The 26,010-nt window shown below is 44.1% G+C and carries 22 protein-coding genes; 3 read left to right on the top strand and 19 right to left on the bottom strand.

The window, feature by feature from the left end; all coding sequences use genetic code 11:
- Nucleotides 1–80 precede the first annotated feature (80 nt).
- On the bottom strand, nt 81–617 hold the full coding sequence (locus UH38_RS00310; RefSeq protein ID WP_052672201.1) for a pentapeptide repeat-containing protein: 537 nt from the start codon (nt 615–617) through the stop codon (nt 81–83).
- 84 nt (nt 618–701) lie between these two features.
- Nucleotides 702–2,915, bottom strand: a complete 2,214-nt coding sequence (locus UH38_RS00305) for a phosphoketolase family protein (protein WP_045052616.1) — start codon at nt 2,913–2,915, stop codon at nt 702–704.
- 284 nt (nt 2,916–3,199) lie between these two features.
- Here UH38_RS00305 and UH38_RS00300 point away from each other — a divergent pair, with 284 nt between their 5' ends.
- The 3 genes from UH38_RS00300 (at nt 3,200) to crtO (ending at nt 6,174) form a co-directional block, all read left to right on the top strand.
- The gene (locus UH38_RS00300; protein ID WP_045052615.1) at nt 3,200–3,466 is read left to right on the top strand and encodes a hypothetical protein; all 267 of its coding nucleotides are present in this window, start codon (nt 3,200–3,202) and stop codon (nt 3,464–3,466) included.
- 171 nt (nt 3,467–3,637) lie between these two features.
- Entirely contained in the window at nt 3,638–4,375 is a 738-nt protein-coding gene (locus UH38_RS00295; RefSeq protein WP_045052614.1) for an LmeA family phospholipid-binding protein, read from the top strand.
- Nucleotides 4,376–4,479: 104 nt separating this feature from the next.
- Nucleotides 4,480–6,174: a beta-carotene ketolase CrtO gene (gene crtO / locus UH38_RS00290; protein WP_045053009.1), complete on the top strand. Its 1,695-nt coding sequence runs from the start codon at nt 4,480–4,482 to the stop codon at nt 6,172–6,174.
- A 246-nt stretch (nt 6,175–6,420) separates the two neighbouring features.
- On the opposite strand, the gene UH38_RS00285 is transcribed toward crtO, so the two are convergent.
- From UH38_RS00285 to UH38_RS00205, 17 genes are all read right to left on the bottom strand, one after another.
- Nucleotides 6,421–7,344 (bottom strand): alpha/beta fold hydrolase, encoded by a 924-nt coding sequence (locus UH38_RS00285; RefSeq protein WP_045052613.1) that lies wholly within the window; start codon nt 7,342–7,344, stop codon nt 6,421–6,423.
- Nucleotides 7,345–7,506: 162 nt separating this feature from the next.
- Entirely contained in the window at nt 7,507–8,400 is an 894-nt protein-coding gene (locus UH38_RS00280; protein WP_045052612.1) for a tyrosinase family protein, read from the bottom strand.
- A 70-nt stretch (nt 8,401–8,470) separates the two neighbouring features.
- Nucleotides 8,471–8,857, bottom strand: a complete 387-nt coding sequence (locus UH38_RS00275; RefSeq protein ID WP_045052611.1) for a hypothetical protein — start codon at nt 8,855–8,857, stop codon at nt 8,471–8,473.
- Between the two features lie 495 nt (nt 8,858–9,352).
- Nucleotides 9,353–10,327, bottom strand: a complete 975-nt coding sequence (locus UH38_RS00270) for an NAD-dependent epimerase/dehydratase family protein (RefSeq protein ID WP_045053008.1) — start codon at nt 10,325–10,327, stop codon at nt 9,353–9,355.
- Nucleotides 10,328–10,378: 51 nt separating this feature from the next.
- The gene (locus tag UH38_RS00265; protein ID WP_045052610.1) at nt 10,379–11,278 is read right to left on the bottom strand and encodes a tyrosinase family protein; all 900 of its coding nucleotides are present in this window, start codon (nt 11,276–11,278) and stop codon (nt 10,379–10,381) included.
- A 48-nt stretch (nt 11,279–11,326) separates the two neighbouring features.
- Complete coding sequence (locus UH38_RS00260; RefSeq protein ID WP_045052609.1) at nt 11,327–11,722, bottom strand: hypothetical protein; 396 nt, start codon at nt 11,720–11,722, stop codon at nt 11,327–11,329.
- A gap of 296 nt (nt 11,723–12,018) precedes the next feature.
- The gene (locus UH38_RS00255; RefSeq protein WP_045053007.1) at nt 12,019–13,224 is read right to left on the bottom strand and encodes a hypothetical protein; all 1,206 of its coding nucleotides are present in this window, start codon (nt 13,222–13,224) and stop codon (nt 12,019–12,021) included.
- Nucleotides 13,225–13,259: 35 nt separating this feature from the next.
- Nucleotides 13,260–14,447 carry a glycosyltransferase gene (locus UH38_RS00250; RefSeq protein ID WP_200892222.1) on the bottom strand — a complete coding sequence of 396 codons (1,188 nt, stop codon included), beginning with the start codon at nt 14,445–14,447 and terminating at the stop codon, nt 13,260–13,262.
- Between the two features lie 28 nt (nt 14,448–14,475).
- A complete protein-coding gene (locus tag UH38_RS00245; protein WP_045052608.1) occupies nt 14,476–15,462 on the bottom strand; it encodes a polysaccharide pyruvyl transferase family protein in 987 nt (328 codons plus the stop codon).
- Nucleotides 15,463–15,557: 95 nt separating this feature from the next.
- On the bottom strand, nt 15,558–16,607 hold the full coding sequence (locus tag UH38_RS00240; protein WP_045052607.1) for a glycosyltransferase family 4 protein: 1,050 nt from the start codon (nt 16,605–16,607) through the stop codon (nt 15,558–15,560).
- 24 nt (nt 16,608–16,631) lie between these two features.
- Nucleotides 16,632–18,122 carry an MOP flippase family protein gene (locus tag UH38_RS00235; RefSeq protein ID WP_045052606.1) on the bottom strand — a complete coding sequence of 497 codons (1,491 nt, stop codon included), beginning with the start codon at nt 18,120–18,122 and terminating at the stop codon, nt 16,632–16,634.
- Nucleotides 18,123–18,141: 19 nt separating this feature from the next.
- Complete coding sequence (locus UH38_RS00230) at nt 18,142–19,146, bottom strand: glycosyl hydrolase (protein WP_045052605.1); 1,005 nt, start codon at nt 19,144–19,146, stop codon at nt 18,142–18,144.
- On the bottom strand, nt 19,094–20,581 hold the full coding sequence (locus UH38_RS00225; RefSeq protein ID WP_045052604.1) for an O-antigen ligase family protein: 1,488 nt from the start codon (nt 20,579–20,581) through the stop codon (nt 19,094–19,096). The genes UH38_RS00230 and UH38_RS00225 overlap by 53 nt, the downstream gene beginning before the upstream one ends.
- 2 nt (nt 20,582–20,583) lie before the next feature.
- The gene (locus UH38_RS00220) at nt 20,584–22,710 is read right to left on the bottom strand and encodes a GumC family protein (RefSeq protein ID WP_045052603.1); all 2,127 of its coding nucleotides are present in this window, start codon (nt 22,708–22,710) and stop codon (nt 20,584–20,586) included.
- Nucleotides 22,711–22,810: 100 nt separating this feature from the next.
- A complete protein-coding gene (locus UH38_RS00215; protein WP_052672200.1) occupies nt 22,811–23,824 on the bottom strand; it encodes a glycosyltransferase family 2 protein in 1,014 nt (337 codons plus the stop codon).
- A complete protein-coding gene (locus tag UH38_RS24565) occupies nt 23,817–24,881 on the bottom strand; it encodes a glycosyltransferase (protein ID WP_052672199.1) in 1,065 nt (354 codons plus the stop codon). Before UH38_RS24565 ends, UH38_RS00215 begins: the two co-directional genes overlap by 8 nt.
- A gap of 3 nt (nt 24,882–24,884) precedes the next feature.
- Complete coding sequence (locus UH38_RS00205; RefSeq protein ID WP_045052602.1) at nt 24,885–25,787, bottom strand: WecB/TagA/CpsF family glycosyltransferase; 903 nt, start codon at nt 25,785–25,787, stop codon at nt 24,885–24,887.
- Between the last annotated feature and the right edge of the window lie 223 nt (nt 25,788–26,010).

The raw sequence follows: 26,010 nt of genomic DNA, 5'->3' as shown, positions 1-26,010 counted from the left end.
TTCTTCTCCAAGATTCTCATGGGTATTCAAAATGCAATTGAAAACCAAAATATTGCAGACATTTTCACTAAAATGAATCACTAGCAAGCACAGTTGAAGTCGGTGTCTCTTTCAACAGTTCCATCTGGCATGATAGTATCCCAAATAAAATTACCTTCACGACAGATCAGGTCTTTTCTAAGAGTAGAATCTTTGAAATTGGCACCAGCCAAAATGCTATGTCCAAACAAAGGATCGATTGCTTTGGTGAAATTGGCATTTCCAACATTAACACGTTCCAACCTGGCTTTTCCAAAATTAGCTTCTCTACAGTCGGCACAAGACAAATTGGAAAAATTCAAATTAGCATTCCTCAAATCAGCTTTTCGCGAACAACTACCGAGGAAATAAGCCCCAGCCAAATCAGCCTCATCCAAAGTGGCTCCTTCAAAACTAACATCCTCCAAATTGGCTCCACGCAGGTTAATACCAGAGAGATAAGCGCCTTCCAACCCTGGAACATATATAATGTCACTTCCATCCAGACGATAGGCTTTCAAGATATCAACCCCAGCAAAATTTCGCTCCCCGTTTCTGTACCGAGCCAGCAATTCGTGGGTAGTAATTTCCCAAACCATGACTCAGACTCCAATTAACTAACACAAATCTAGTACGATCGCTACTCTCGTAGGGTGCGTTTTGAAAACGCACCCTACAATCTACTAGCCAATCAATTCCATAGCGCGTTTAACTAAGTTCTCCGCAGTTAAACCATTTAATGCCATCAACTGGGCGGGACTTGCAGTTGTTTCTCCTCGCTTCCAAGCAAAAGTATCGCGTTTAGCATTGCTTCTGAGCATAATTGGTTCTAACATTCCGCTTGCACCTGCGGTTACGCCAATTAATGCATCACCGCCAAACAACGCTTCAAATCCAGCATCATCCAAAAACTCACCATCTGGTTCGCTGCAACTATCCCACGCAACATCGCTAGGACGATATAAGCGACGAGGATTGACAACAGAAACAATCTTCACACCCACCTCTTGCGCTTCTAAGTAAGTTGCAGCCTCAAATACTGGCATCAACACCATATCGCCAACTACAGCAAAGACAACAGTTTTACTACCCTTAATTTCCTGTAAGGCGATCGCACCATCTTTAATTGCCTTGCGACTTTGCTCAAATGTCAAGCGAATTGGTAAAGGCGACTTGCTAGCAGTAATTACAATTCCCTTATTTTGAGTAGTTAGCGCCCACTCGTAACAAGTTTGAATGCTATTAGCATCGGGAGGAAATACCGGAAATACATTGCCGTTTCGCATCATCGCTGCAAAATAAGCTTCAATTTCAGGACGTTGGTGAGTCCAACCGTTGCGCCCTTGTTCCAAAGCTCCGGCTGTAAATAAAGTAATAACAGAAGGTGTAGGACGGCGCAATTCTGCCATCGCTTGCGTAACAGTCTGCATAATTGGCAAACCGTTGATCGCAAAAGATTCGTAAGAACACCACAAAGTTCTACTACCCATCAAAGATAAACCTACCGCCAAACCAGCACAAGCATCTTCGCTTAAAGGTTCGTAAACTTGCCCAGAGGGATTTTGATTGTATAAATCGTCTGGTGTGGGGTGGATAATTTTTAGCGCTTGGTTGATATTGGCAATTCCTGATGCTTCATTACCATCAGCATTAGTGACGATGAAATTGCGATCGCTTTGTCCTACTTTACCTACCAATTTACCCATTGCAGTTGTAGCGACTTTAGGCTCTCCACCTACAGGGTATTCTTCTAAACCTAATTCGCCCAACTCTGGCAGGGCTAAAATCGTTTCTGTAACTGCTGTTCGCCCCGCTGCACCGCCTCCAGAGCGTTCAAAGTTTGTTCGCACCAACTCCCAAGCTTGGGGCGTGAGAGCGCGTGTTTTTAGGGCATTAACGATGTCTGCATTATCCAAAGTATGCATGGCATAGAGGTTGTGAGATTTTGCCCCTCTAGCGTGTACGCCTGCACCTTTTAGCTGCTTGATAATCAATACCGTCAACTTGCCGCCTAGCGCTGACGATGCTGCTTTATCTGCGGCTGCAAGTACAGCTTGAGTAAATTCTAAACGCTTATCAAACGAGAATGCAGTGCTATCAACATAATCGCCTGGTTGATTTTTATCGTCAAAAGCCTTAGCGTTAACTAAAACTACTTCCTCAAAACCATTACCTTGCCAGTATGCAATCATCTCTGCATCAGACTTAGTAGACACCATACTGTGATGTTCTTGACTAAAACCATTCCACACCAGAACAGGTAAGAAGTTTGTCACATCAGGATAAGCAGTATGGAAGTGCGCCATCGAACTGACGATATAAGGTTCGCCCAAACCACCATCGCCAACAGTAAAAGGAAACAACTTATCGCGGTGTAACTTAGCTGCTGACATGGCAAAATGCTGCCCTTGACCCAAAGGACCAGCAGGAGCGAGAATACCAGGAATAAAGCCCGATAAGTGTCCTAAAAGCCCGTGTTGTTCCCGATAGCGATCGCGCAATTGTTGCACGTTAACAATTCCCATATCTTCCAGCGATCGATCTATGAACATAGCGCTATAAAAACCAGGTGCGTGATGTCCTACTTCCGTAATAATATTTTTATGTCCTAGCATTACCAAAGCAGCATAAGCCTCTGCTTGACTGGCAAACCCGCCTGGATGTCCTGAAGCTTTACTTGCAGTAATTTGCAAAGTCAGATATCGCAAAGCATCAGCAGCCAGCAAAGTTTGAAATACAGCAGCAGGAGAGTGAGGATCGGTAATAGCTAATTCTCCTGGAGCGATCGCTGCTTGTTTGCCATAATCGGCAAATTTCGGTAATTCTTCTCCAAAATACTGGATTCCTTGACAAAAATCTGGAATGGATAGCTTTGTTGCTTCTGTTGATGCCGTCATACCGATCTTCCTCTATTTCGGAGTAACTACCTAGTTTAAGTTATTTTACATTTGGAGCGAACCTTAAACACTTCACATTTCCTTTTCCCGTTCATTACCCTAATTAAACAAACAATACAAGCCCCAAAAATTATTCATAATCACCAAAAAACCTTCTTCCTTGGCGTTCTTCGCGCCTTGTCAAAACAAACAGCATCTAGAAGGAAAAAAGCACAATATTAACAACTATCTAAATGCCAGTAACAACACTCAAAGGTCCAACAGCACTTCCATTATTTAAATAAATGGAAGCGATCGCCCGTCCCACCCAACGCCTAGAAGAATATGCCAAACAATATGGAGATATCTTTATTTCCAAATCAAGTGGTCTTCGACCTTTTGTATTATTTAGTCATTCTCAAGCAATCCAGCAAATATTAACAGCCGATCCGAATTTATTTGATTTTGACATAGAGAATCAAATGATACATCCCTTAGTAGGCGATTATTCACTGGGAAGCTGCGCTCTAATTCGTAATTCGCGGATTAAAGAGGTAAGACGTAAATACTAATGACAGTTCTCTAGTTTTATTGTTCGCAAAGCGAACGCAAGCCCCGATTCTGATGGTGGGCTAATCATTTCCAGTCCAAGTTTAAGGTATCTCCACCGTCTAGCAGAGATATTACGAAGTTGCAGCATCTAGATTAGGCAGTAGGAGAACAAACTCAAACAGACTACTATTATGTCAGAACAGCAACGGCTAGACGAACAAGCGATCGCCAAAGCAGCAGAAATTGGACTAGCAAGTAAACTAGATGCAGCCGAACAAATCGATGTCGATGTCAAAACAGATTTATTCAAAGTTGTCCAGGGACAAGCAGATGCTATAAATATTTCTGGGCAAGGATTAGTTATGGAAAAAGATATCAGAGTGCAGGAAATGGAACTGCACTTAGATAATATCGATATCGATCCTCTAAGCGTATTGTTGGGACAAATCGAACTGAAACATCCAGTAGATGCGATCGCTAAATTAGTCGTCACAGAACAAGATATCAATCGCGCACTAAACTCAGACTACGTACAAAACCAAATGCAAGCAATAGATTTGAATGTTGAAGGTCAAATCCAAAGCTTAAAAATGCAGCAAATGGAGTTGTTGCTACCAGACGACGACAAGATGATATTTAGCGGCAAAGCCTTAGTGCAAACAGCAGGTAATTCTCGGCAATTAGATTTTAGTGCTGTAGTACGTCCGCGTACCAGCAAGCAGCCAGTATTAGTAGAAAGCTTCCAATGCAAAAACGGACAGAGCATTTCCCTAGAATTTGCAGTAGCATTGTTAGGCAAAATGAAAGAAATCACCCAGTTGTCCTACTTTGAAATCGGCAAAATGGCGATCGGCATCAAAGAAATGGAAGTCCAAACCGGAAAAATAACGCTATACACAGAAGCCCGCGTCAAAGAGATCCCCCTGTAGTCCCCCTTGTCTCCCTCCTCCCTTCACTTTTCTAACTGCCGATTGATTGTATATTGCGTGACTTCTCCCTACGATCTGTAAATATGAATACTGGAGTCGCCGATATGCAAGCGTATGATGTTGTTATTATTGGAGCAGGACATAATGGCTTAGTATGTGCTGCTTATTTACTTAAAGCTGGGTATAGCGTTCTCCTACTGGAAAAACGTTCAGTTCCAGGTGGTGCAGCCACTACAGAAGAATCGCTGCCTAAAGAAGCACCAGGATTTAAATTCAACCTCTGCGCTATAGATCATGAATTTATCCATTTAGGACCAGTAGTTCAAGAATTAGAACTAGAGAAGTACGGCTTGGAATATCTAGAGTGCGATCCAGTCGTATTTTGCCCGCACCCAGACGGTAAATACTTTTTAGGACATAAGTCATTAGAAAAAACTTGCGCGGAAATTGCTCGGTATAGCGATCGCGATGCCAAAAAATACCGCGACTATACAGAATATTGGCAAAGAGCGTTAGGAGCCATGATTCCTATGTTCAACGCTCCACCCAAGTCAATTATTGATATTGCTGGTAACTACGACATCAAAAAGCTCAAAGACTTGTTTTCCGTGATCGGTTCGCCATCTAAAACCCTAGATTTCATTCGCACCATGCTTACTAGCGGCGAAGATATCCTCAACGAGTGGTTTGATAGCGAATTTCTCAAAGCACCCCTAGCAAGACTTTGTGCTGAACTAGGTGCGCCGCCTTCCCAGAAAACAAATGCTGTAGGTGCAATCATGATGGCAATGCGTCACGATCCAGGAATGGCAAGACCTCGCGGTGGTACGGGTGCGCTCGTCCAAGCTTTATTAAACTTAGTTAAAAGTAAAGGTGGTGTAGTTCTTACCGACCAACACGTAGAGCAAGTTTTAATTGATGATGGCAAAGCTGTCGGCGTGCGGGTAGCTGGAGGTACGGAATATCGCGCCAATAAAGGTGTAATTTCCAATATCGATGCTAGGCGCGTATTTTTGCAACTTGTAGATGCTAGCGATGTAGATAGTGCCGATCCAAATTTGCGCGAACGTTTAGAACGCCGCATCGTTAACAATAACGAAACTATCCTCAAAATTGACTTAGCTTTAGATAAACCTTTGAACTTTGAACGTTACAACCACGATGATAAGTATCTTATTGGTTCAATCTTAATTGCCGATTCTGTCACGCACGTCGAACAAGCACATAGCGAATGTACGCTCGGCAAAATCCCCGATTCCGATCCATCAATGTATCTAGTAGTACCTACCATGCTCGACCCTTCAATGGCTCCTGCAGGTAAACATACCGCTTGGATTGAGTTTTTTGCACCTTATCAAATTGCTGGCGCTGAAGGTACGGGGTTAAAAGGTACTGGTTGGACTGACGAACTCAAAAATAAAGTTGCCGATAGAGTAATCGATAAGTTAGCCGACTATTCGCCCAACGTCAAAGACTCAATTATTGCTCGTCGCGTCGAAAGTCCCGCAGAATTAGCAGAACGCTTAGGAGCGTATAAAGGCAATTATTACCATATTGATATGACTTTAGATCAAATGGTATTTTTCCGTCCTCTGCCGGAACTTGCTAATTACAAAACACCGATTGAAGGCTTATTCTTGACAGGTGCGGGGACGCATCCAGGTGGCTCTATCTCTGGAATGCCAGGACGCAACTGCGCCAGAATTTTCCTCCACGAACAGCAACCCATCGCCCAAAAGTTCAAAGAAGCACGCGATTCAATTAAGTCAACAGTTGAATCGGTATTCAAAGGTCAATAACTGCGATCGCTTCCCCAGTAGGGTGCGTTGCAAGTCAACGCACCCTACAATACTTAATACCGACAATAGTTTTATTTTCCCCTGATGATGTGAACTGATAGCGTTTGCCAAGAGTTAGGCTGTCTGTGTTTGTTGGCTCGTGGCACTTGGCGCAGTTGGAATGGAATTTGAGCTTGGGAGAGGAATAAGTTGAGCTAGTCACTGAACAAGAGGGTCTAGAGCCTCGCCCCGGTCATGCAGTAATAGTTAATTTTGCAGGAACGGTAGCACGATCGCTGCTACCTCATTGGCATACTCCTCATGCAGTCCTAGAGAACCAGCAATAGTATATTTCTGCACCTTTGGCAACTCTGCAAGAGCTTCCATTTCAGCCTTTGACTGACTGGGAGATTGTTCGCCAATTACGACCATCGTAGGCACAGAAAGCGAGTCGCCCTGCCGATCTTCGCCTTGCCCGATCTGCAAGAATTCTTCTCGACTTTGCATCGGGTCTAGCGTTCCAGTTACAAAGGCAGCAGGCGCATACCGCGCCCCTGATTGTTGCGTGATGTCATACTTCTGCTGCATGAATTTAGGGGTTAGTTTATTTGCATCCACGTAGACATGCTGGCGGTACATGAATTTGAGAAATGCTGGAGTTGTGTTGAGAGTGTAGAGTACCTGACCGATTCCGGGCGATCGCACTAAGTCTCTTACTGCATTCCGCACAGGTGTTGGCACGCCCATCACGCGCAACGGTCCTTTCCATGTAGGCGCTAGCAGCACCATTTTTGACCAAGGGCAAGGAGTTTGTTGGGCAAGTTGCATCGCATAGCCTGCTGCGTGTCCGGCGGCAACTACGGCAACGGGTTGGCTAAATTGAGCGTGCAGGAAGTCTTGGAGTAATTGACAATAAATGTGCGGTTGATAATCGAGAGCGGGGCGATCGGACTGCCCAAATCCCAGCCAGTCTATTGCCACAACTTGAAAATGAGGGGCTAATTGGTCGGCAATACCCTGCATTTCCATCCGAGTAGAAACAGTGCTAAAGGCAGGTAGCAGCAGCACTTTTGAGCCACTACCGCGAGTTTCATAGGCGATCGCCAAGGTTCGATCTTGCCATTGCCATTGGAAGGCGTTAACCTTTCCACCAATTTGAGCTACACGATTAGATATAGGTGTAGTAACCATTTTCGTACCTGTTGACCGGAAATATGGGATACAAGCCGTTAACCTAACTATGGAGGTGGTCCCTTATGCTTAGGTTAACAGTTTTACGACTGCTGGAAGCGTATTATGAAAACGCTCGTCATTATTGCAGCCTACACCCAATTTCTCTGGCTACTACGGCAGTTATGGCAAAGTATCGTATGAATATCCCAAAGAACGATGGTTTACTACCTGAGCGGGGGTAGTAGTCCAAGGAAACATCGGATCGTTAAGATTGTGTCCCACAGGTCCATTGCTGACGGGAACGTATCCTTGAGTTGAGTTGCGAGCTTGCCACATTGCCCACAAGCGATCGATGTTGCTATGGTGTAAAAAGAATACAGGATCGTTAGGCGACACTGAAAGTCTCATCGTTTGCCCCACCCAGCGATGAACGCGGTTGTGCAATTGTGGAGAATTAAACCATCCTTCTAAACGATTGCGATGGCTGAGGCTAACAGTACCATCCCAAGGAGATGAATCATAAGGGGTAACGCTCATCAGAGCATCAACTGTCGCTTGATTGGGTAACGTAGATACGCCTGCAGCGAACTGGCGTTTTAAGGCTCCTGTATAAGTACCATTGCTATTGTACTGTATAGGCGCACCTTTTTCGTTCATTACAACCCACTTGCCATAAGCAAAGGGTCCTGTTTTTACTACATAAGAGCCGTCAGTAGTATCGCCATTTCCACCCATAAAGTCAGTAGCCCAAACGGGTGCAGTAGCAGGATTAGTCAAAGCCGCATCAGCCGCCCAGTCCCAATAAGGAAGACCAATTCCAGGCACAATTGCTTGTAAATCTAGCTCAAATCTGCGGATATACTCGCGATGCCATGCTAAAAATGACGGACCTCCGTGAGCAGCGCTGCGCGTAGAGCCAGTAGGAGTCTGCATTACTGATGCGTCAGCGTGCCACTTTACATATTGGTTGTATTTATTTCCAGTTCGATTATTATCTTTTAGCGCTAATACTGCTTGCACAAATTGTTGTTTTTCAGTAGCAGTGAGCGATTTAACGTTTTTTCTAACAGCCATATTCCCTTTTAACAAATTCTGATTATCGATTTAGCCGCGCCTAGTTGCATCTAAACCAACTTAGTAAAAATTACTTGACTTTCTTTGTATCGCTCAGATCCACTGCACCTAGATCGATCAAATCTTTTGCCATGTCTGTAAGCGTAGAAAATTCATCAAAAGGTAGAAAACCTGTAACATACTTACCTGATTTTTTGTCTTTAGCAGTTTTGATTTTCTTACCACTAATGTAAAGCTCTGCATCGGCATCAGTTGCTTTGTTGCCACTATCAACTACTAAAACAATAATTTCTCTATCTTGGTAAATTAGTTTTTCCTTTACTCTACCCTTATCTTGAGCTTGAGCCGCGTTTCCTTGCCATTTGTTAAGCAGTAGGGCGCTTTCAAAAGCTGTAGAAGTAGCGACGGCTGCGCCAAGTATTTTTATCAGCTTGCGTCGAGAAAAGCCAGAAAACATGATAACTATCCTTAGCCAACAAACAATAAGTAGCCGTTCAAATGTAATATTTTCAAATTAAATTTGAACATTAGCTTCAATAAGACTCTAGTTAAATTTACTTAGATTACTTTAAATATATAAAGTTCTTTGTAAAGTTTCCAGCCTTAACCTAAGTATTTTCTGTAAAGATTTGAATAAGGTCAATTAGTGACTGCGACAGACAGGAGAATTTCTACATAGTTATAGCTATTTCCAAGTTTGAGCTATTCCTAAAGATAGATTTGTAAAATAGCTACGTCGGTTGAGTAAGCGCACTAGTATTAGATGAACGTTAATGGAATACAGGTAAATAAATAATAAAAATTAATACTTAATTTAGATTTAGAAGCAGTTATAAAAAACAATTCAAACATCAGGTTTAACAAAAAAACCTACCCCCAATTGCTTAGAGGTAGGATGGTACAAATCGAACTATGCTGAATTTAATAATACGATCGCTTTTCTACAAGCAAATTAAGCTACGCTAAGTTTAAGAGTGCGATTGCCCAAAGTTTGCATCCACATCCACTCTTGAGCTAGTCCTTCTACTAGCGTCACTTGCGGCTGATAGCCGAGAAGTTTTTGGGCTTTAGATACATCGGCGGCTGTATGCCTAGCATCTCCCTTAGCATTTTCGATATGTTGGCGATAAATAGGACGACCGACAATTTTTTCCATCGAGTCGATGACTTCAGTCAAAACTACGCGACTACCACCACCAATATTAAAGACTTCTCCAATTGCTGCGGGTGCTGTAGCTGCTGCTAGATTAGCTGCGATCGCATCGCTAATATAAGTAAAGTCGCGTGTTTGCTGTCCGTCGCCATAAATAGGAATCGCTTTTCCTTGCAACACAGCTTGAAAGAACTTATGAAACGCCATATCTGGACGCTGGCGAGGACCATATACAGTAAAGTAACGCAAACCCACAACAGGCACGCCAAAATTTTTGTGATACAGCAAACACAACCGTTCGGACGCTAGCTTAGTAATTCCATAAGGCGAAACTGGTTGCGGACAAATTGATTCGTGAGTTGGCAGCGTTTCAGCATCCCCATAAACTGAAGATGAAGAAGCAAATACTAGACGCTGCAAATTTTTAGCGTCTTTGGCTGCTTCTAACAATACTTGTGTAGCATTGATATTGCGTTCTGTATAAGCGCGGAAACCATCCCCCCAACTAGCTCTTACGCCTGCTTGTGCTGCTTGGTGATAAACAACTTCTACACCTTTAAGCAGTACAGACCAGTTTAATAATTGAATATCTCCTTCAATTAAAGTAAAAGCTGGATGATGTTCAAATCGAGAAATATTGTTTCGCTTTAATTGTGGATCGTAGTAGTCATTAAAATGATCGATACCAATTACTCGTTTGCCTTGGCTTAACAACTTTTCTACTAGATGAGAACCGATAAAACCAGCAGCGCCAGTAACAATATTTATACTCATAAGTTTTTGTAGATTGAATGTATGTTCGTCAAAATTTTGTTCTTGACTCAATTAAGCGATGGACTCTGTATCGTACGTGTAGCCCAAAGCTCGATGATTGAGAACGTCTATCGGGGCAGTAGTCCAGGGAAACATGGGGTCGTTGAGATTGTGTCCGCTTGGTCCATTACTTACAGGCACATAGCCGCGCTCTAAGCTACGCGCTTGCCATTGCGCCCAAATCCTATCTATATTGCTGTGGTGCAAAAAGAATACAGGATCGTTAGGAGAAGTTAACAAGCGCATAGTTTGCCCAATCCAACGATGCACCCGATTGTGCAATTGCGGAGCATTAATATTGCCTTCCATTTGGTTGCGATGGCTTGAGGCACTAGATAATCTATCCCAAGGGGTCGTATCGTGGAGAGAAGCATTAAGCGCTGCATCAACCGACGCTTGGCTTGGTAAAGTAGCAACACCAGCACCAAACTGGCGTTTTAAAGCGCCTGTAAATCTACCATCAGGATAGCGAATTGGGCTACCACTTTCATACACAACTGTCCAACGACCGGAAGCAAAAGGACCTGTTTTGACTGCATAAGAGCCATCGCTAGCATCGCCATCACCGCCCATCAAGTCGTCTGCCCATACAGGTGCAGTTCTGGGGTTGGCTAGAGTTGCATCAGCCGTCCAATCCCAGTAGGGAATTGCTATCCCTGGAACGATTGTTTGCAAATCTAGTTCAAATCTGCGTAAGAATTCCCGATGCCATGCCAAAAAGGCAGGACCGCCATGTGCAGCGGTGCGAGTAGAGCCAGAGGGAGTGTAATGATTGGATGCTTGCCCGTGTAATCTTACATATTGATTGTAAATATTACCCGTACGGTTGTTATTTTTTAACGCTAGTACCGCTTGCACAAATTGTTGCTTTTCAACGCTGGTAAGCGCGTTGACATTTTTCCTAATAGCCATGTTCTTTGCTCAGGTATCTAAAAATATTTGTGGATGTAGCTAAATGTGTTAGAAAAACCCTAGTTTTGGTTTTTTGCGATCGAACTCTACCGCGCCTAGATCGATGATTTCTTTTGCCATATCTGTGAGCGAAGTAAAATCATCAAAAGGTAAGTAACCAGAGATAAATCTACCTGTTTTTTTGTCTTTACCTAAATCGATTCTTTTGCCACTAATAAATAGCTTAAATTCGCCTTCTACACCTTTGCTGCTGCTGTCGTCTTGTTGAATCAGAATTTCTCGACCTTTGTAGAGTAATTTCTGCTTTGAGTTAGCTTTTTCTTGAGCAAAAACAGCATTATCGCGCCCGTTCCTAATAACTGAAATACCGCCTAGTGTTGTAGATGTAGCTACAAATGCGCCAATGAGGGTAATTGCTTTACGTCTGGAAATATAGAAAGACATAACAGATAGTTTAAGAATTAACTGACTTGAGTTACCTTGCGGTGTTTAACAAAAACTACAGAACGCTAGTAAAATTCCCGTAAGATTACTTAAGCGTTATAACTATATTACGAACAGGTAGATAAAGAATAAAACCTAGAACTTGTGATTTTGTGTAAAGCTTTGATAAATCTTAGTTCTTACGTAAGTAGGAACTCAAAGTAGGGTGCGTTTTGAAAACGCACCCTACAAATTTGTAGACAAAATAGCAATATCAAGCATTACGGAGGCAACTTAAAATCACCTCCTTATGAGACTTATTTAGCTACGACTTTTACATCAGAATTGCTTGCATCGATCATTTGTTTGAGTTGACGAACAAGTTTGACTCGTCGTAAAGTATTTTTCACAGCAGCCCGATAGTGATGCCGTCTCAAGCACCTTTCCAATGCTGTCACCCAAGAACCTGTAATATTCTTAGCTTTTGCTGCTTTTAGCACTTCATCAAGGTCAGCTAACTGCGCCCCTTTCAAGCCTTTAATACCTGCAATTTGCTCGTCAGTTGCATCGCGCTCGAAACATTCAGGTAGACCAATTCCCATTACTCTAAAACCAAGAATAGTGCGAATACACTTTTCACAACGTCCGCAGTTGCGATCTAATAGCTGTCCTTGTCCGCAAACTCTCAAGTCTTGTAAAGCTTCTTTCCAATCGCCCAGTTCGCGGATTTTTTCTACCCGACTGTGACTTGCACCATCGTGAACCATTTGAAAAGCATTGCTTGATAGTAACCGATCTGTCAGCGGGTTTGAGCCTAAAGGCAAAACTAAAGCTTGATAGGGGAATGTGCTAGCAATTAAACCTTGTTCGTAGCCATTTTGGAGCATCATCATACAAGATCCCATAGCGATCGCGACTGAATCTTGCCAGTTCAGTTTAATATCCTCTTTAAAGTTAGTCGCCATCGGGACTAACTCTACACCCAAACTATCTAACAACTTCCTCGACTTAGCCGCAGCACTATCAAATATATCTTTCTGCGCCAAGGGAATATCAAACCCGTGTACCATCATACCCGCTTGCAAATTGCGCTGAAGTTTACCGCACTTGGCTTTGCGGTGCTGCAATACAGTAAAGCAACTATCTACCCCACCAGAAAATGTAGAAATAGCTTTACCTGTACCAGCTTTTGGCTGTTCGCGCTCAACATCAGCAATAATTTCAATTTGCTTGTACTTCTCAGGTCGCCAGCGCGACCAAGCTAGTTGAAACTCAGTCAGATTCTGCAATAAAGATGGAGAAACTTCACCATGAACCACTAAATCAGTTCTTTGATACATTGCCATCAGCATCATTGCAACTACAAAGGGATCGCCGCTTTGAGTCAGCAAAGAACCATATTGAGACGGTACGCGATACCATAAGTTTGTTTTTGGTTGATTGGGAATCTCAATTGTGGCGCTGGCGGTAGTTATTCCATTAGCGTCAACTATTTGTTCAACCCATAAATGTGTTTGCGACATAATTACCATTCCTTGTGGATTTAATTTAGATAAAACTATTTAGCTAGTTGGAGATAAGTTTGACTAATAGTTCGAGTATGAGCAGACCAAGAATATTTAGTAGCTTGAGCCAAACGCACAGCACGTTCGGGAGCAGATTTAGGGCTAGTCAAAAGTCGACCTACAGTTTCCGCCCATTGAGGAACATCGCCTACCGGACAGTAAACGCCTGCTGATTCGCCAACTTCGCGCAGTACGGGTAAATCGCTAGCTACGACAGTAGAGCCGCAAGCTAAAGCTTCAATTATAGGTAAACCAAAGCCCTCAGCTTCGCTAGTTACAAGCACTAGCAACGCCCGTCGATAAAGTTCGGCAAGTGCTGTGCGCTCTAAGCCTTGCAAATGAATAATTCCATCAGCAATTTTTAAGCGCTCGATTTGCTCCTTGTGAGCAGATGTCCAATCGCTACCTACACGGACAAGCTTTAGTTCTGGGTGTTTAGCTCTTACAGCAGCATATACATCAAGTAAAACGTCTAATCGCTTGCGATTTTTGCTGCTACTGACGCTAAGAATAAAAGGCTGGTTATCAACTTGGGCGATAATTTGGCGATCGCTTAATCCCAATTCCTGCGCGTGAGGCGAATACTCTGGTGCAATTCCTAATGGTGCTTGCACTAAACGCGCTGGATCGAGAAGATTATATCGTTCGATCTGTTTGCGGACATCAGTAGTCGTGTAGAACACAACAGCAGCCTTTTGAAAGCCTTTTAAAACCCTTGTTTGCATAGCGTTGTAGCGCACAGAACCAGGATATTTATCTGGTTGTAAAAGAGTCCGAAAAGCATCTATATCGTGACAAAATACACCAGTACGCTCAGGGGGTAAAGTATGCACTAACTGAGAGTAGCTGTGATCGCAGATATGAAAAAAGTCAAAATCATTTATCTGTTTGCTCAGATAACGCGGATAATCCCAAAAGTGATTTATCGACCGATCCATTGCAAAAGCAGACTTTTTCTGATTCAACCTGGGTATATATCCAAAGCGCTTTTGAAAAGCTGGGAGGATTTGCTGCGATCGCATCTCTGCACTGTGTTCCGCATCAAGATACTTATACAGCATCTCAGCACAGAAATTCATGCTCAACCATCCCTCTTCTAAATAGTCGCAGATCAAGGCAAGCCTAAGCTTATCTGCGCTAGTTTCCACCTCTACAGATGGCATCTCAACTGTGTTGTTCATTAGTTGCGATCTTGCTTACCAAATATATTTAATTACAATGCGATCGCACCCAATTTCGCGCTTGAACGCCAAAATCCAACACGGGTTCGATCTCAATTGGTTTAGTAATGCTCAAATGTGCAACCTTCAACGCTGCTTCAATATCGTCAGCACTATTGATATTAATGCCATTACCATACCTACCATGAAAGGCGCGGAGCTTTTCGTCGCGGGGAATCATAATATAAGGAATCCCAAGTCCGTAAGCAATAATTGCGCCATGCAATCTTGTTGTCACTACCACCCGACTTTGACAATAGCTGTTAGCAATGATGCCATTAAGCGGAGTAAAACGGCGCTGCAAATTGTTTGTATATTTAAATTCTTCAGCAATCTTGCTAGTCGCTGCTTGAATTTCCTCTGACTCCGTATCAGAAACTAACTCAACATGAGAACTAAACAAAACTGCTTTACTATTTTTATTTACAGACTTTTTGAAATCTTGCAAATATACAATCGTAGGACACGCCGTAATGCTGACATTTTCTAAATTATAGTAATTAGCTGTTAGTTCATCTCTAACATTAATTAAATCGCAGCGTTTAGCAACTTCAGCCATAATTTTCGGGTCAACGCCGCGCACCTCTTCATCATCAGGAAAACAAGTGCCAACACCCCAAATAATTACCGGAACTTTGCACTCCTGCAAAAGTCTCTGCCAAAAATGGTCAAAGCATCTATGAAATAAACCTGCTCCACCAATAATCGCACACTTATAATTAGCATTAACAAAGTCAAAATCAACTTCTTTGTCATGCATACACCAAGTATCAGCAGTTTGACCGAGCATCTTGCTAATCCCAAGAACAGGCAAAAAATTACCGATATTATTAATAGAAGAATAAAACTGAATAATCGGCGAATTTACCTGGCGCTGCCGAGGATTAATCCGAGCATGATCGTAAAACTTACAGCGACCGCTATAGCCATTCAAAAAATCTTTAACATTACTAACAACACTTCTTTCAAGTAGCATCTTTTCCTCTTATACTCTTTACAAAAAACTCTCTATAACCTCTTCACTTGGCGACTAAACGCTACGCTACACTTCGTGAAAGCGGTTCGTTTAACTTAATTCGCTAACACTTCCTTAAGCAAAACTTGCCAACGCCCGATATATTGCCCATTGTCACCACTAACTAAACGCCGCCCATTCTTACCCCAAATTTCTAACTGACTTGGTGGTAGTTCTACTAAATCTACAATTGCTTGAGCCAACTTTTCGGGGTCATTTGGCGGTACCAACAAACCGCATCCAGTCATTTGTTCAGTTAAACCATCTACATCTGACGCGATCGCCGCTTTACCAGCAGCTTTAGCCTCCAAACAGACATTTCCCCAAGGTTCCCAACGCGAAGGAATCACAACAGCGTCACAATCTTGCAAAAAACCAGGCACATCATCAACCCGCCCGACAAATTCAACATTATCTAGCCCTTGCGCCAACTGCTTTAACTCCGCTTCCATTACTCCCTCACCACCTATATAAACTCGTACAGGAGCATGAGGAATTAGCTGCAAGGCTTTTAACAAAACATCAAAACCTTTCTGAGCGCAAAAACGTCCGTAAGCAGCAAGTTTGAACGGGTTACTAGGAGATTTGGGCGTGACAGCAAAAAACTTATCTAAGGGAGGACACTGACTAATTACAGCTAACTTTTGGGGTGCAACCAAACTATTTTGCAACATCCATGCTTGTTGAGATTGGGAAATAGCTACTACCTTGTCAGCTAATCCGTAGAACAGTTTGAGCATGAAATGAAAGCGACTTACAGAAGAGACATTAAAAGGCTCGTACCCTTGAGAGTAACCATGCTCGTGAATGATTATTTTAGTGTGGGGATTGAGCAACTTTAATAGCAGCAAACTAGGTAAACTTTTTAAGCGACATGGGGGATGCCAGATAATAACATCGGGTTGCAGTTGCCAGTTTTCGATCGCTATGCGGTCGCTGCCTTGAGTAAGAACGCTAAAATCAAATTCTGCGGCTAAATTCGACTTAACAAAACCGTTGAGGTTAGATTTAACTCCACCAACTTTGTTGTCTTTGACAATATGCAGAACCTTATGTTTTTTCAGTGCTGAATCCAACACTGGAGGCGAAATAGAAGTTGAAGACATAGTTTTTAGTTCCATGACTACTTTTTAACCAACTTTCAACCAAGATTTCGTAAAGCGCTTGGGCAAAATACTTAATATTTCTGTAAGGATATTGCGGGAAATGAAGTAAAGTAGCATTAGATACACTACAATACCTGAAGGAATAGCGATCGCTAACATTGCGCTAGGGGCAAGCGGTAAATTTAAACTTAAAGCTAATAGCACCACACTCATCCCAATTGCAGAAACTACTACCCCGCTCAAATTACGTACATATTGGGTATAGCTAGCACCTATGCATTCGAGAGTTTTGACCAGAAAGAATGTTTCAGTAACAATATTCATGAGCGCAAAGCAAGCAGCCACACCAAAAGCGCCGTAAGGCAAACCAACTAAGAACGCAACTACGGCAAGTCCAACAGAATAAAAAGTTAGTTTTAAGCGCAACTGAGTTTGACCAATTGCTAGTAATACTGTGCTGTTAAGCAAGCCCAAAGCTTGAAAAATGCCACTGGTAGTCAAAACTTGCAACAACGGCACTACAGGCAGCCATTTCTGTCCGTAGACAACATAAACAAACTGCGGTGCAAGGACAATTAGCCCCAACATCAACGGGATAATAATCGCCCCTAGCGTACGAGCAGCGCGAAACCAACTTTGCTTGAGTTTTGCTAAATCTTCTTGCAATCTGGACAAAGCCGGAAATAAAACGCCAGCTAGCACTTGAGAAAAGCGCAGTACCGGAAGCATCATTAAGTTGTAAGCAAGAGCATAGAAACCAAGTTCAGTTACGCCAACAAACTTACCAATAAGTAAGTTATCGGCATTGCGCCCGAAATACCTTAATAAGTTAGCAATTAAGACATCATTGCTAAACCCAATTAAATCGCGCACGTCTGCCCAACGGAACCAAAAGCTCGGTTTCCAGCCAGAAACAGCCCACAACATTGTTGTTTCCACCGCGCCAGTAATGACAATGCGTCCTGCCAAACTCCACACGCCAAAGCCTGAAAATGCGAGAACAACTGCAGCAGTTGCACCGACAATTAGCCCTGTTAAAGTGCGTAATTCCAGCGAACGAAAATCCATCTGGCGAGTTAAGACAGCCGCTTGAGTTCTACTGAGGGAAGAAATTAAAAAGTTACAAGATAGCAGCGCTACTATAGGTTGAACGGCAGGACTGTTGTAGAAACTAGCGATCGCCCCAGAAGCACCAACGCCGATCAGGGTCATAAATAACCCCAAACAAACGTTAATCCAGAAAATACTTGAAATTTGCCGATTTTCAATCTGCTGGCGTTGGACAATGACAGCATTTAGCCCCAAATCGAGGACAAAAAAGACAATGCCTGTAAATACGCTTGCCATTGCTAGCAAGCCGAAGTCATCAGGAGCAAGCAATCTAGCCAAGACTACGCTACAGCCTAGATTTATGACTTGCTGCAATATTTGCGATATACCTGTCCAGCGCACCCCAGCCGACAATTTGCCACTTACGTTTTGGGTAGATTTATTAACTGGATCGTTCTGCGGCATGATTTTGAATAAACATTATTTAGGTTGAAGCTTGTTGATATTTTCGAGCAAGAGCCGCCAAGGCATAATAAGCAGGTAAGGGAGTTACTTTACCCGAAGCGCGATCGGCTTCAATAATGCCAAAACGTAGAGGGTGTAATTTTCTGCCTTGAACGCTGCGATACCAAAATAGTTGCTCTACGCGCGAGGTAAGTTGCGATACTACTTCTGTTGTAAAGTTAGCTTTGCCTTGTTCGTTGCCATTGTTGGCAGAAACACCTAATTCAGTAATCCATAAAGGCTTGCGTACTTGCTCTAAAAAATTGTCTACCGTCCGCACCACCTCGCGGGGTTTTTGGCGGTAGGGATGCAAATTTACGCGATCGCAATGTTGTTCTAATCCGCTAGCAAACAAAGCTTGCCAATAATGAGGTTTGGCAGCGCCGCTAGGAGCAGCAGCAATTACTAACTTTTCGCCTTTAAGTACCTCATAAGCAGTTGCCAGGGTGCGGACGTACTCTGTTGGCGTACCAGCATGATACCGCTCCAAATTTGGTTCGTTGCCGACTTCCCATGCATCGACTAAATCGCCTAAATTAGCCTGCACCCACTGGCAGTATTTAGCCAAGGCTTGCGGTTGGGGAACAGCACCTAACTTGCCGCTACCTGCATGAGTGGGAGTTCCCCAAATAACAAATAGAATGCGAAAACCTTTGCTTTTTGCTAGTTGCAGAGCTTCGCGCACAGGGGTAGCGCGATAATTACCCTTTTGTGGCTCCAAATCTGCCCAGTTGTACCAGACGCGCAGCCAGCGCACTCCCAAATCTTGATACAACGGCAATAATTGATTGCGCCAAGACTTCCAACTTAATTCCGAACCGACATTTAAGCCAAAAAAGTCAGCAGAAGTAGCTACTGTCGAGGCAGTAGATACGGATGGCGCAGTAGTTTGAGCACTTTGGGGCAGATCGCTGCTAAATAAATGATAAGCACTAGCGATCGCGGCTCCCCCAGCGAAGCCTCCTAACAGGGTCCTTCTTTTCATGCTTTGCCATCCTCATGTAAGTTAGATGTCGATCTTTGGAGTAAGGCTGAGAACCGGAGAACCAACGCTGCCAAATTTCCCAAGGTGTAGGCAGTTCGGGCAAGGGAGTATTGAGCAGCCAAGGCAAATTGCGCTTAATTGTTGCTTGTTCTACTTGGTTCCAAGCACAACCCAACCAAGCAGCAATCGCAAACACTGTAACGCTAGCGGCGGCTAGTTCTCCTCCAGGCATAACTAGCGTCAGTCCAATCCAAGCGCCTAGAACTGGAGACAACATCGGTTGTTTGCGGACGAGTTGGAAAATTGCCCAAGCGATCGCCAGCCAAGCAACTGCCAAAACAGCACAGCCAATTATCCCAGTTTGATACAGCGTAGAGTAAAGCTGCGAGTGAGAACCCAAAGGAATATCGGCAAGTACGTTACTGCGACCTTGAGCGCCAAAACCAATCAATGGCGAGTTTAAAAAAGCTTTATAAGTTTCTTCATAAAGCGCCAAACGTCCGGCGGCGGAGTCTTTACGGTACTCAAAAAAGTATTTGTAAAGTTCGCTAATAATAATCGGTGAAAGCAAGCCGACTGGAATCGCACAGGCAATGAGTAACTTGCGTCCCCACTTGCTGCCAAACCACAGCGACACAATAATCGCCAACACAATACCTACTTGTGCAGCCCTCGCCGCAGCTAGCCATACAGTCGCCAAACCTCCTAGCAAAGCAGCTATCTGCCAGAAGCGCTGGCGTTCTGCCATAGCTGCCGAACAAATGAAGATACTCATCGTTCCAGCTAAAGGCGACCAGTAGTAGAAAGACTTGAGGCGGGGAATAGGATCTGCATCCCAAACTAAAGTTTCGCGTCCGTAGAGCGCCGCATCAAAGAAAATCTTGCTAGGAATAGAAGGAATGAGGGTGACTAGCAAGCTATGCGTCTGGGGAATTGAGCCTGTAGCTGTAAGATAAGCTTCACCCAAAATTACCGCTACAAGTTGGCACAAACCGACAACACATATAGCCCGCACAATCACGCGGTGACGGATGCTCAAGCGCCGCATGGCGTACCACAGCGCCACAGTCAGCATCCACACGCCCGTGATGGAACCGAAGGCGGTAATGCTGCGCCCTACTTCAGCCGTACCAATTGCTAAATTTACCAGCAGCGATATTATCCAAACACCAATATATACACACCACATTTGCCAACCAAACGGCACGCTGACTTGATTTGGTCGCTGCAAACTGCGGTAGAACAAATACCAGCCCACCACAGGATAGACAACTAGCTGAAGTCCCAAAATCCACCACAAAGGTACTAAGGCGATCGTCCAAAATACAAGTTGTTCGGCGAAAATATCTGGCTGCTGACCAACTAAAGTTGCTTGTCTGCTGAAATAGCTAGATGGGTTGCTAGTAGGAGGGCGAAAATTTTGGGGACGAATCATGATTAGCGCTCTACTTCTTGTTGCAGTAGCAGTTGAAGTTGGGGCGGTTTTGCCGCTTGCGCGTCTTCTAAGACTATTGTTGGTGGCTGTTGGCTGTCAACGCCTACAACTACTTGACCTAAGAGGCGAGTACCCCATGTATGTAAGTTTTCTGCACAAGCTGCTGCGCCTTTACGACCTAACCTTTGCGGACATACAACCCACAGCACGCCATCGCACATGGAAGCAATTACTGTAGCATCAGGACTATCTAGCGCTGGCGGACAGTCAACAATAATTAAGTCGTACTGCTGGCGGCGCTGTTCTAGCATTGCCAACCACTCTTTGTATAAAAAGGGCGGCGGTACATCTCTAGAAGACAACACATCGTAGTTTGCTACTTGGTGATTGCTAGGAGACTTGTAGTAGCGAGGCGCTTCTTGCTCTTTATTTTTATTGGGGCGATCGCTTGCTTTGAAGTTGTTGAGTTCGTTGCGCTCGAAGGAGCGACCATCTGCATCAATCAACAGCACGCGCTGCCCAGCAAGAGCTTCAACTGCTGCCAAATTGTTAGCGACTGAAGAACGTCCTTCGGTGGATACGCCGCTGCAAATAGCGATTACTTGGATGTTTTGCGGTAGCATCCGAATGTGTGCTTGCAGTAATTGGTAGCTCTGAGCGAGGGGACCTTCTAACCGCGCGTCTTCATGGGCTAATAGTCCATCTCCACTCCAAGGTACTGTCGCTAATACCGATAGCGGCAGGGCTTCTCTAAGTTCGCCCACGCCCTCAATCGTATCGTTGCGGCTTTGGAGCAACCAGACAACTCCCAAGGAAATACCCGTACTGACAACTAGAGCGATCGCATATAGTAGTTTGCGGTTCGGTGCTGTTGGGAAAGGCAGAACTTCGGCGGCTTCAACGACGCGGACGTTACTGATATTTTGTTGCTCGGCAATTTGACTTGTGGTGTACTTCTCTTTGAAGGTGAGATATTCTTGTTGCGCTGCTTCTACAGCCGTTTGCAACTGATTTTGCTGCTTAATTAGCTGTGGTAAGCGTTCGGAAAGTGCTTGAGTTTGATTTAATTGCTGAGTTAGTTGTCTTAGTTGACTAGCTTGGGCTGCTCTTTCTGTCTCTAGTCCTACCCACTGCTCGATCAAACGCTGGCGCAAAGGATCTACAGGCTTTACTGTGCTGGGTGTACTGTTAGGCGATAGGCTAGCTGATTGCTGCTGTAATAGGGCTTTAATTTGGTCTCGTGTTTGCCTTGCGGAGATGACTTGCGGATTCTCGTCAGTGAGGCGAACTTGCAATTGAGCGAGCAGAGTTTCTGCCTCTAATAACTTGGTTTGCAGTTGTTGATAGCCTACATCTTGACTTGCTCCGGCTGAATTTACTGCTACTTCTAAGTTATTGGGCAACTGCGCTTTGAGTCCTGCAGCTTTTTGTTCTGTAAAGGCTAGCTGGACTTTTGCCGCATTCACTTGCGATTTTAAGTTCGTGAGGCTGTTAGTTAAGGCATCTGTCTCAACTGTTGTACCTAAAAACCGATTTTGACTTTGAAATTGCTCTAAGCGATCTTGAGCTTGCTCTAGTTGCTTTTGCAGTTCGGGCAAGCGCGTTTCCAAAAACTTACGTGCAGATGAACCTTTCTTGCGGTTGCTAAGGAGGTTTTCTTGGACGTAAACTGTCACCACAGCTTGGGTAATTTGCGCTGCGAGTTCAGGAGACGCAGCTTCGTAAGCTACTTGAATTACGTCTGTTGTTGGGATGTTGCTGACAGTCAGATTTGCATAAGGAAATTCTGCTTCTGATAGATTTAGCTGGGTCAAAGCTTCCCGATACACGGTATAAGAACCGAGTAAAGCTACTTGGTTGTTGATCGGGTTTACTCGTTCGCCTACAGCATCTAACTTCCCAACTTCCGCTTCGGCATCTAAGCCTGTAAGCTGTTCGGTACTGCGTGGGTATTCAATTAACAACTTGGCGCTGGAAGTGTACGTAGGCGGAATGCGCCGAATTAATACTCCTGAAACACCAAGTAGCAGTAGTAGCGTAACCAAAAAAGACCAGCGTTCTTTGTTGAGGGCGTTAAGGAAACGCGCAGCAAAGGAGGGACGAGCAGAAATAGACCATTCAGTATTCACGAGGTATATTCTTCTACTTAGTAATAAGGTATATGGCACGCATTATTGCTGTTGCCCTTTGTATATAAGATTCCCAAACCAGTTGCACTAATTGCCACATTTATGCTGCTGTTTTGGGTGTACGAGCTTCAAACCAGTTGGTAACTAGGCGATAGCCCATCTGATGCAGCCGCTTAAATAAGAAACCTGGCACGATCGCTTGCATGGCGATCGCCGCGAAGGTAATGGCTGCTCTCTCGTCGCGCCACAAAACTTGCGGGCTGTGACGCAATGCTTGTACGCTGTGCATCCGCGCTTTGGCATAGTTGCCTTCTACAAAGGCGGCTCTTGCCATCCAGCGATGAGTGCAAGCAATAACTAAGGGTCTGAGCTTCTGCACGCTTGCTGGCGCGTAGGTAGCTACTTTAACTAAAAATGCTTCTACTCCCTTGAGCATCCGCTCGGTATCTGCTGTAAAGCTAGCAGGATGAATCCGATACTCGGTCAACTGTTGCGGCACGAGCTTAAATTTATGACCGCTATATGCCAACCGCACCCAAAGTTCGTGATCGACTAAGCGACGCAAACTTTCATCGAAACCATTATATTCCTCTAACACCGATCGCCTGACTACTGATGTGCTGCCATTACCCAAATAATTTTTCAAAAGCAATGCTTCGTGAGTCAGTAACTTTTGCGTCTGCGCCATAGACAAACCCGTTCGTTCGCCTTTGATGTCAATAAATACCGACCAGTCATAACTGACAGAAACACTAGAGTCTGCCTCTAAAGCTTGTCTGTGAGCGGTCAATTTTTCAGGACACCAGCGATCGTCCGCATCCAAAAAGGCGACGAATTCGCCTCTAGAAGCTTGAATGCCTGTGTTGCGGGCGGCAGCTAATCCACCGTTAATCCGTTGAATTAAATGTACGCGCGGGTCAGTAAAAGCAGAGATCATTTGGGCAGTGTCATCAGTAGATCCATCATCTACTACAATCACTTCTAAGTCCGTTTCGCATTGCGCCAAAACTGAATTGATGCAGTCGGTAATATATGCACTGGCATTGTATGCCGGAATAACTACGCTAAATTTAGGCGCTGCTAGCATGGGCTGATTTGGAGATTGATTAGGCATATCTATGTTGGGGCTGAGATAACTGTAAATAAAGCTCTGCGTATTTTTGCCAGGTACGGTCAAAAGTCCAATAATTCCAGTAGTCTGCTTGTGCTTGTTTGCCTAAGTTAGTCCGTAAGGCAGCATCATCAAGCAAAGTTATCAAAGCTTGGCTGAGGCTTTGAGCATCAGCCTTGGGGCAAAGCAGACCATTTTCGGTATGGCGCAGCACTTCGAGGTTGCCGTCTACCGCTGTAGCGATACAGGGTAATCCAGCCGCGATCGCTTCTAGTAGTGCCAAGGGCAAACCCTCATACAATGATGGCAATACGAATGCTTCGGCTATTGCCAGCCATTGGGGTACATCTGTCGTATGACCGAGAAACACTACATCAGAGGCGATACCTAGTTGTACTGCTAAATCCCGTAGTTGCTGTTCCAAATCACCATCCCCTGCCAAAACAAAGCACCAATTTTGGCGCAAGCTAGCAGGTAATTGAGCGATCGCTTCTAATAAATAGCTATGTCCTTTTTGCTGAGAAAGACGCGCTACTGTAAGGCAAATATGGCGATTGCCGATTACCAGTGGTAAATTTTGTCGCAACGCTGCAACTTTAGTTGCATCTGGGCGGGCAAAGCTAACGCCGTTGGGAATCAGGGCGCGGCGCGATGCTGGCAATTGGAAAAATTCAGCGTGGTGTCGATCCATAGATTGCGAACAACCAACAACTTTATTGGCAAATCGCGTTAATCTGCGCTGCGTGCTATAAGCAATATGATTTGTTTGCACGCTAGCTGGAGCTTGAGGTAGCAAACTTACTAACAACGAGCAGTAGCGATCGTGGACGTGAATAATGTCGTATTGTTCCTGTTGGCAATGCTGCCACAGCCGCCACCAATCTTGAAGTTTATTGCCTGTAAAAAACCTTTCTGCTCCTACTGCTGTCGAAATGGGCGTATCCTTAGATAAAACCGTGACAGTATGCCCGTCGCTGCGTGCCGCTTTAGCTAGGTCAACTACTACTTGTAGCGCCCCACCTCCTGATTTAAATTGATAAATAGCTTGTAGTATTTTCATTGTTCAAGCAGTTGTATCGATGGTGCTGGTACTTGCCGTCAGAAGATGAGCAAAGTCTGGGTACTCGGTAGAGGGAGAATTGCTGTCATTTTGCATTTTGACTACCTTGGCATAACTAGAATTAAGCTTGGCAAGGGCAATTTGCATCGTGAAAGCTGGATTGCCTAGTAGATAACGCACAGCCAACCGTTTGGGTTCGAGATATAAGCGGTATAACCACTCTAAACCCATGTCCGACATTAGTTTTGGACAGTCTGGTACTACTCCTGCTAGGCGATCGATAACTGCTCCGCCTGTTAAAATTGCGTTGACGTTAAGACGCTCTTTATACAGCCGCACCCAGTTTTCTTGAATTGGCATTCCCATGCCGACAATCAAAATATGAGGTTTGCAGGCATTGATTTGACTAATAACTGCGGCATTTGCGGCAGGATCTTGAGCAGAAAAGTAACCATCACGTCCGGCTATGGTAACATTTGGGTAAATTGCTCGGAGGCGCTCTACAGCCATCTGCACGTACTTAGGTTTAGAGCCAAGCAAAAATACTGACAAATGATGGCGGTTGCAGTGTTCTAGCAATTCGGGCATTAGGCGGGTATAGGATGCACGATAATCCAAAGGAATCTTGCATCCTTGCATATAGCCAATTGCCCTGATAATGCCTACACTGTCGCAGTGGCTAATGTCAGCATTTTGCATGAATTCATAAAGCCAAGGTATCTGCATGGTGAGATTAAAACCATGCACATTGTAGTTAGTAACAACAATTTTTCTGCGCTCAATGCAAGCTTTATCAATGGCAGCAACAATATTTGGCACAGTCATACAAGTAATTCGTCGCCCTAGTAAATCTACGTCAAAACTAGGTAAATTTTCAGACTGACGATCGCATCGCTTCACAAGCATAGTTCTAAATATCCATTTATCGAAATACAGGCGGGTAAAAGTTATCGGCTCCCAAGAAGTATTTGTGCCGCTTTATAATATTTGGACTTGGCAAATGCACGAATAGAACTTGCAGTGAGATATCTGCACTTCCTCAAAGCAAGATTGCTCTATATTCTTTATAAGTTTATTGGTGTTCGAGTGGATAAAGTAGTAGTGAATTCATTATAAAGAAATGGTAAAT

The sequence above is a fragment of the Aliterella atlantica CENA595 genome (genome assembly GCF_000952155.1).
GTDB lineage: Bacteria > Cyanobacteriota > Cyanobacteriia > Cyanobacteriales > Chroococcidiopsidaceae > Aliterella > Aliterella atlantica.
This window is presented reverse-complemented; position numbering and strand designations above follow the sequence as displayed.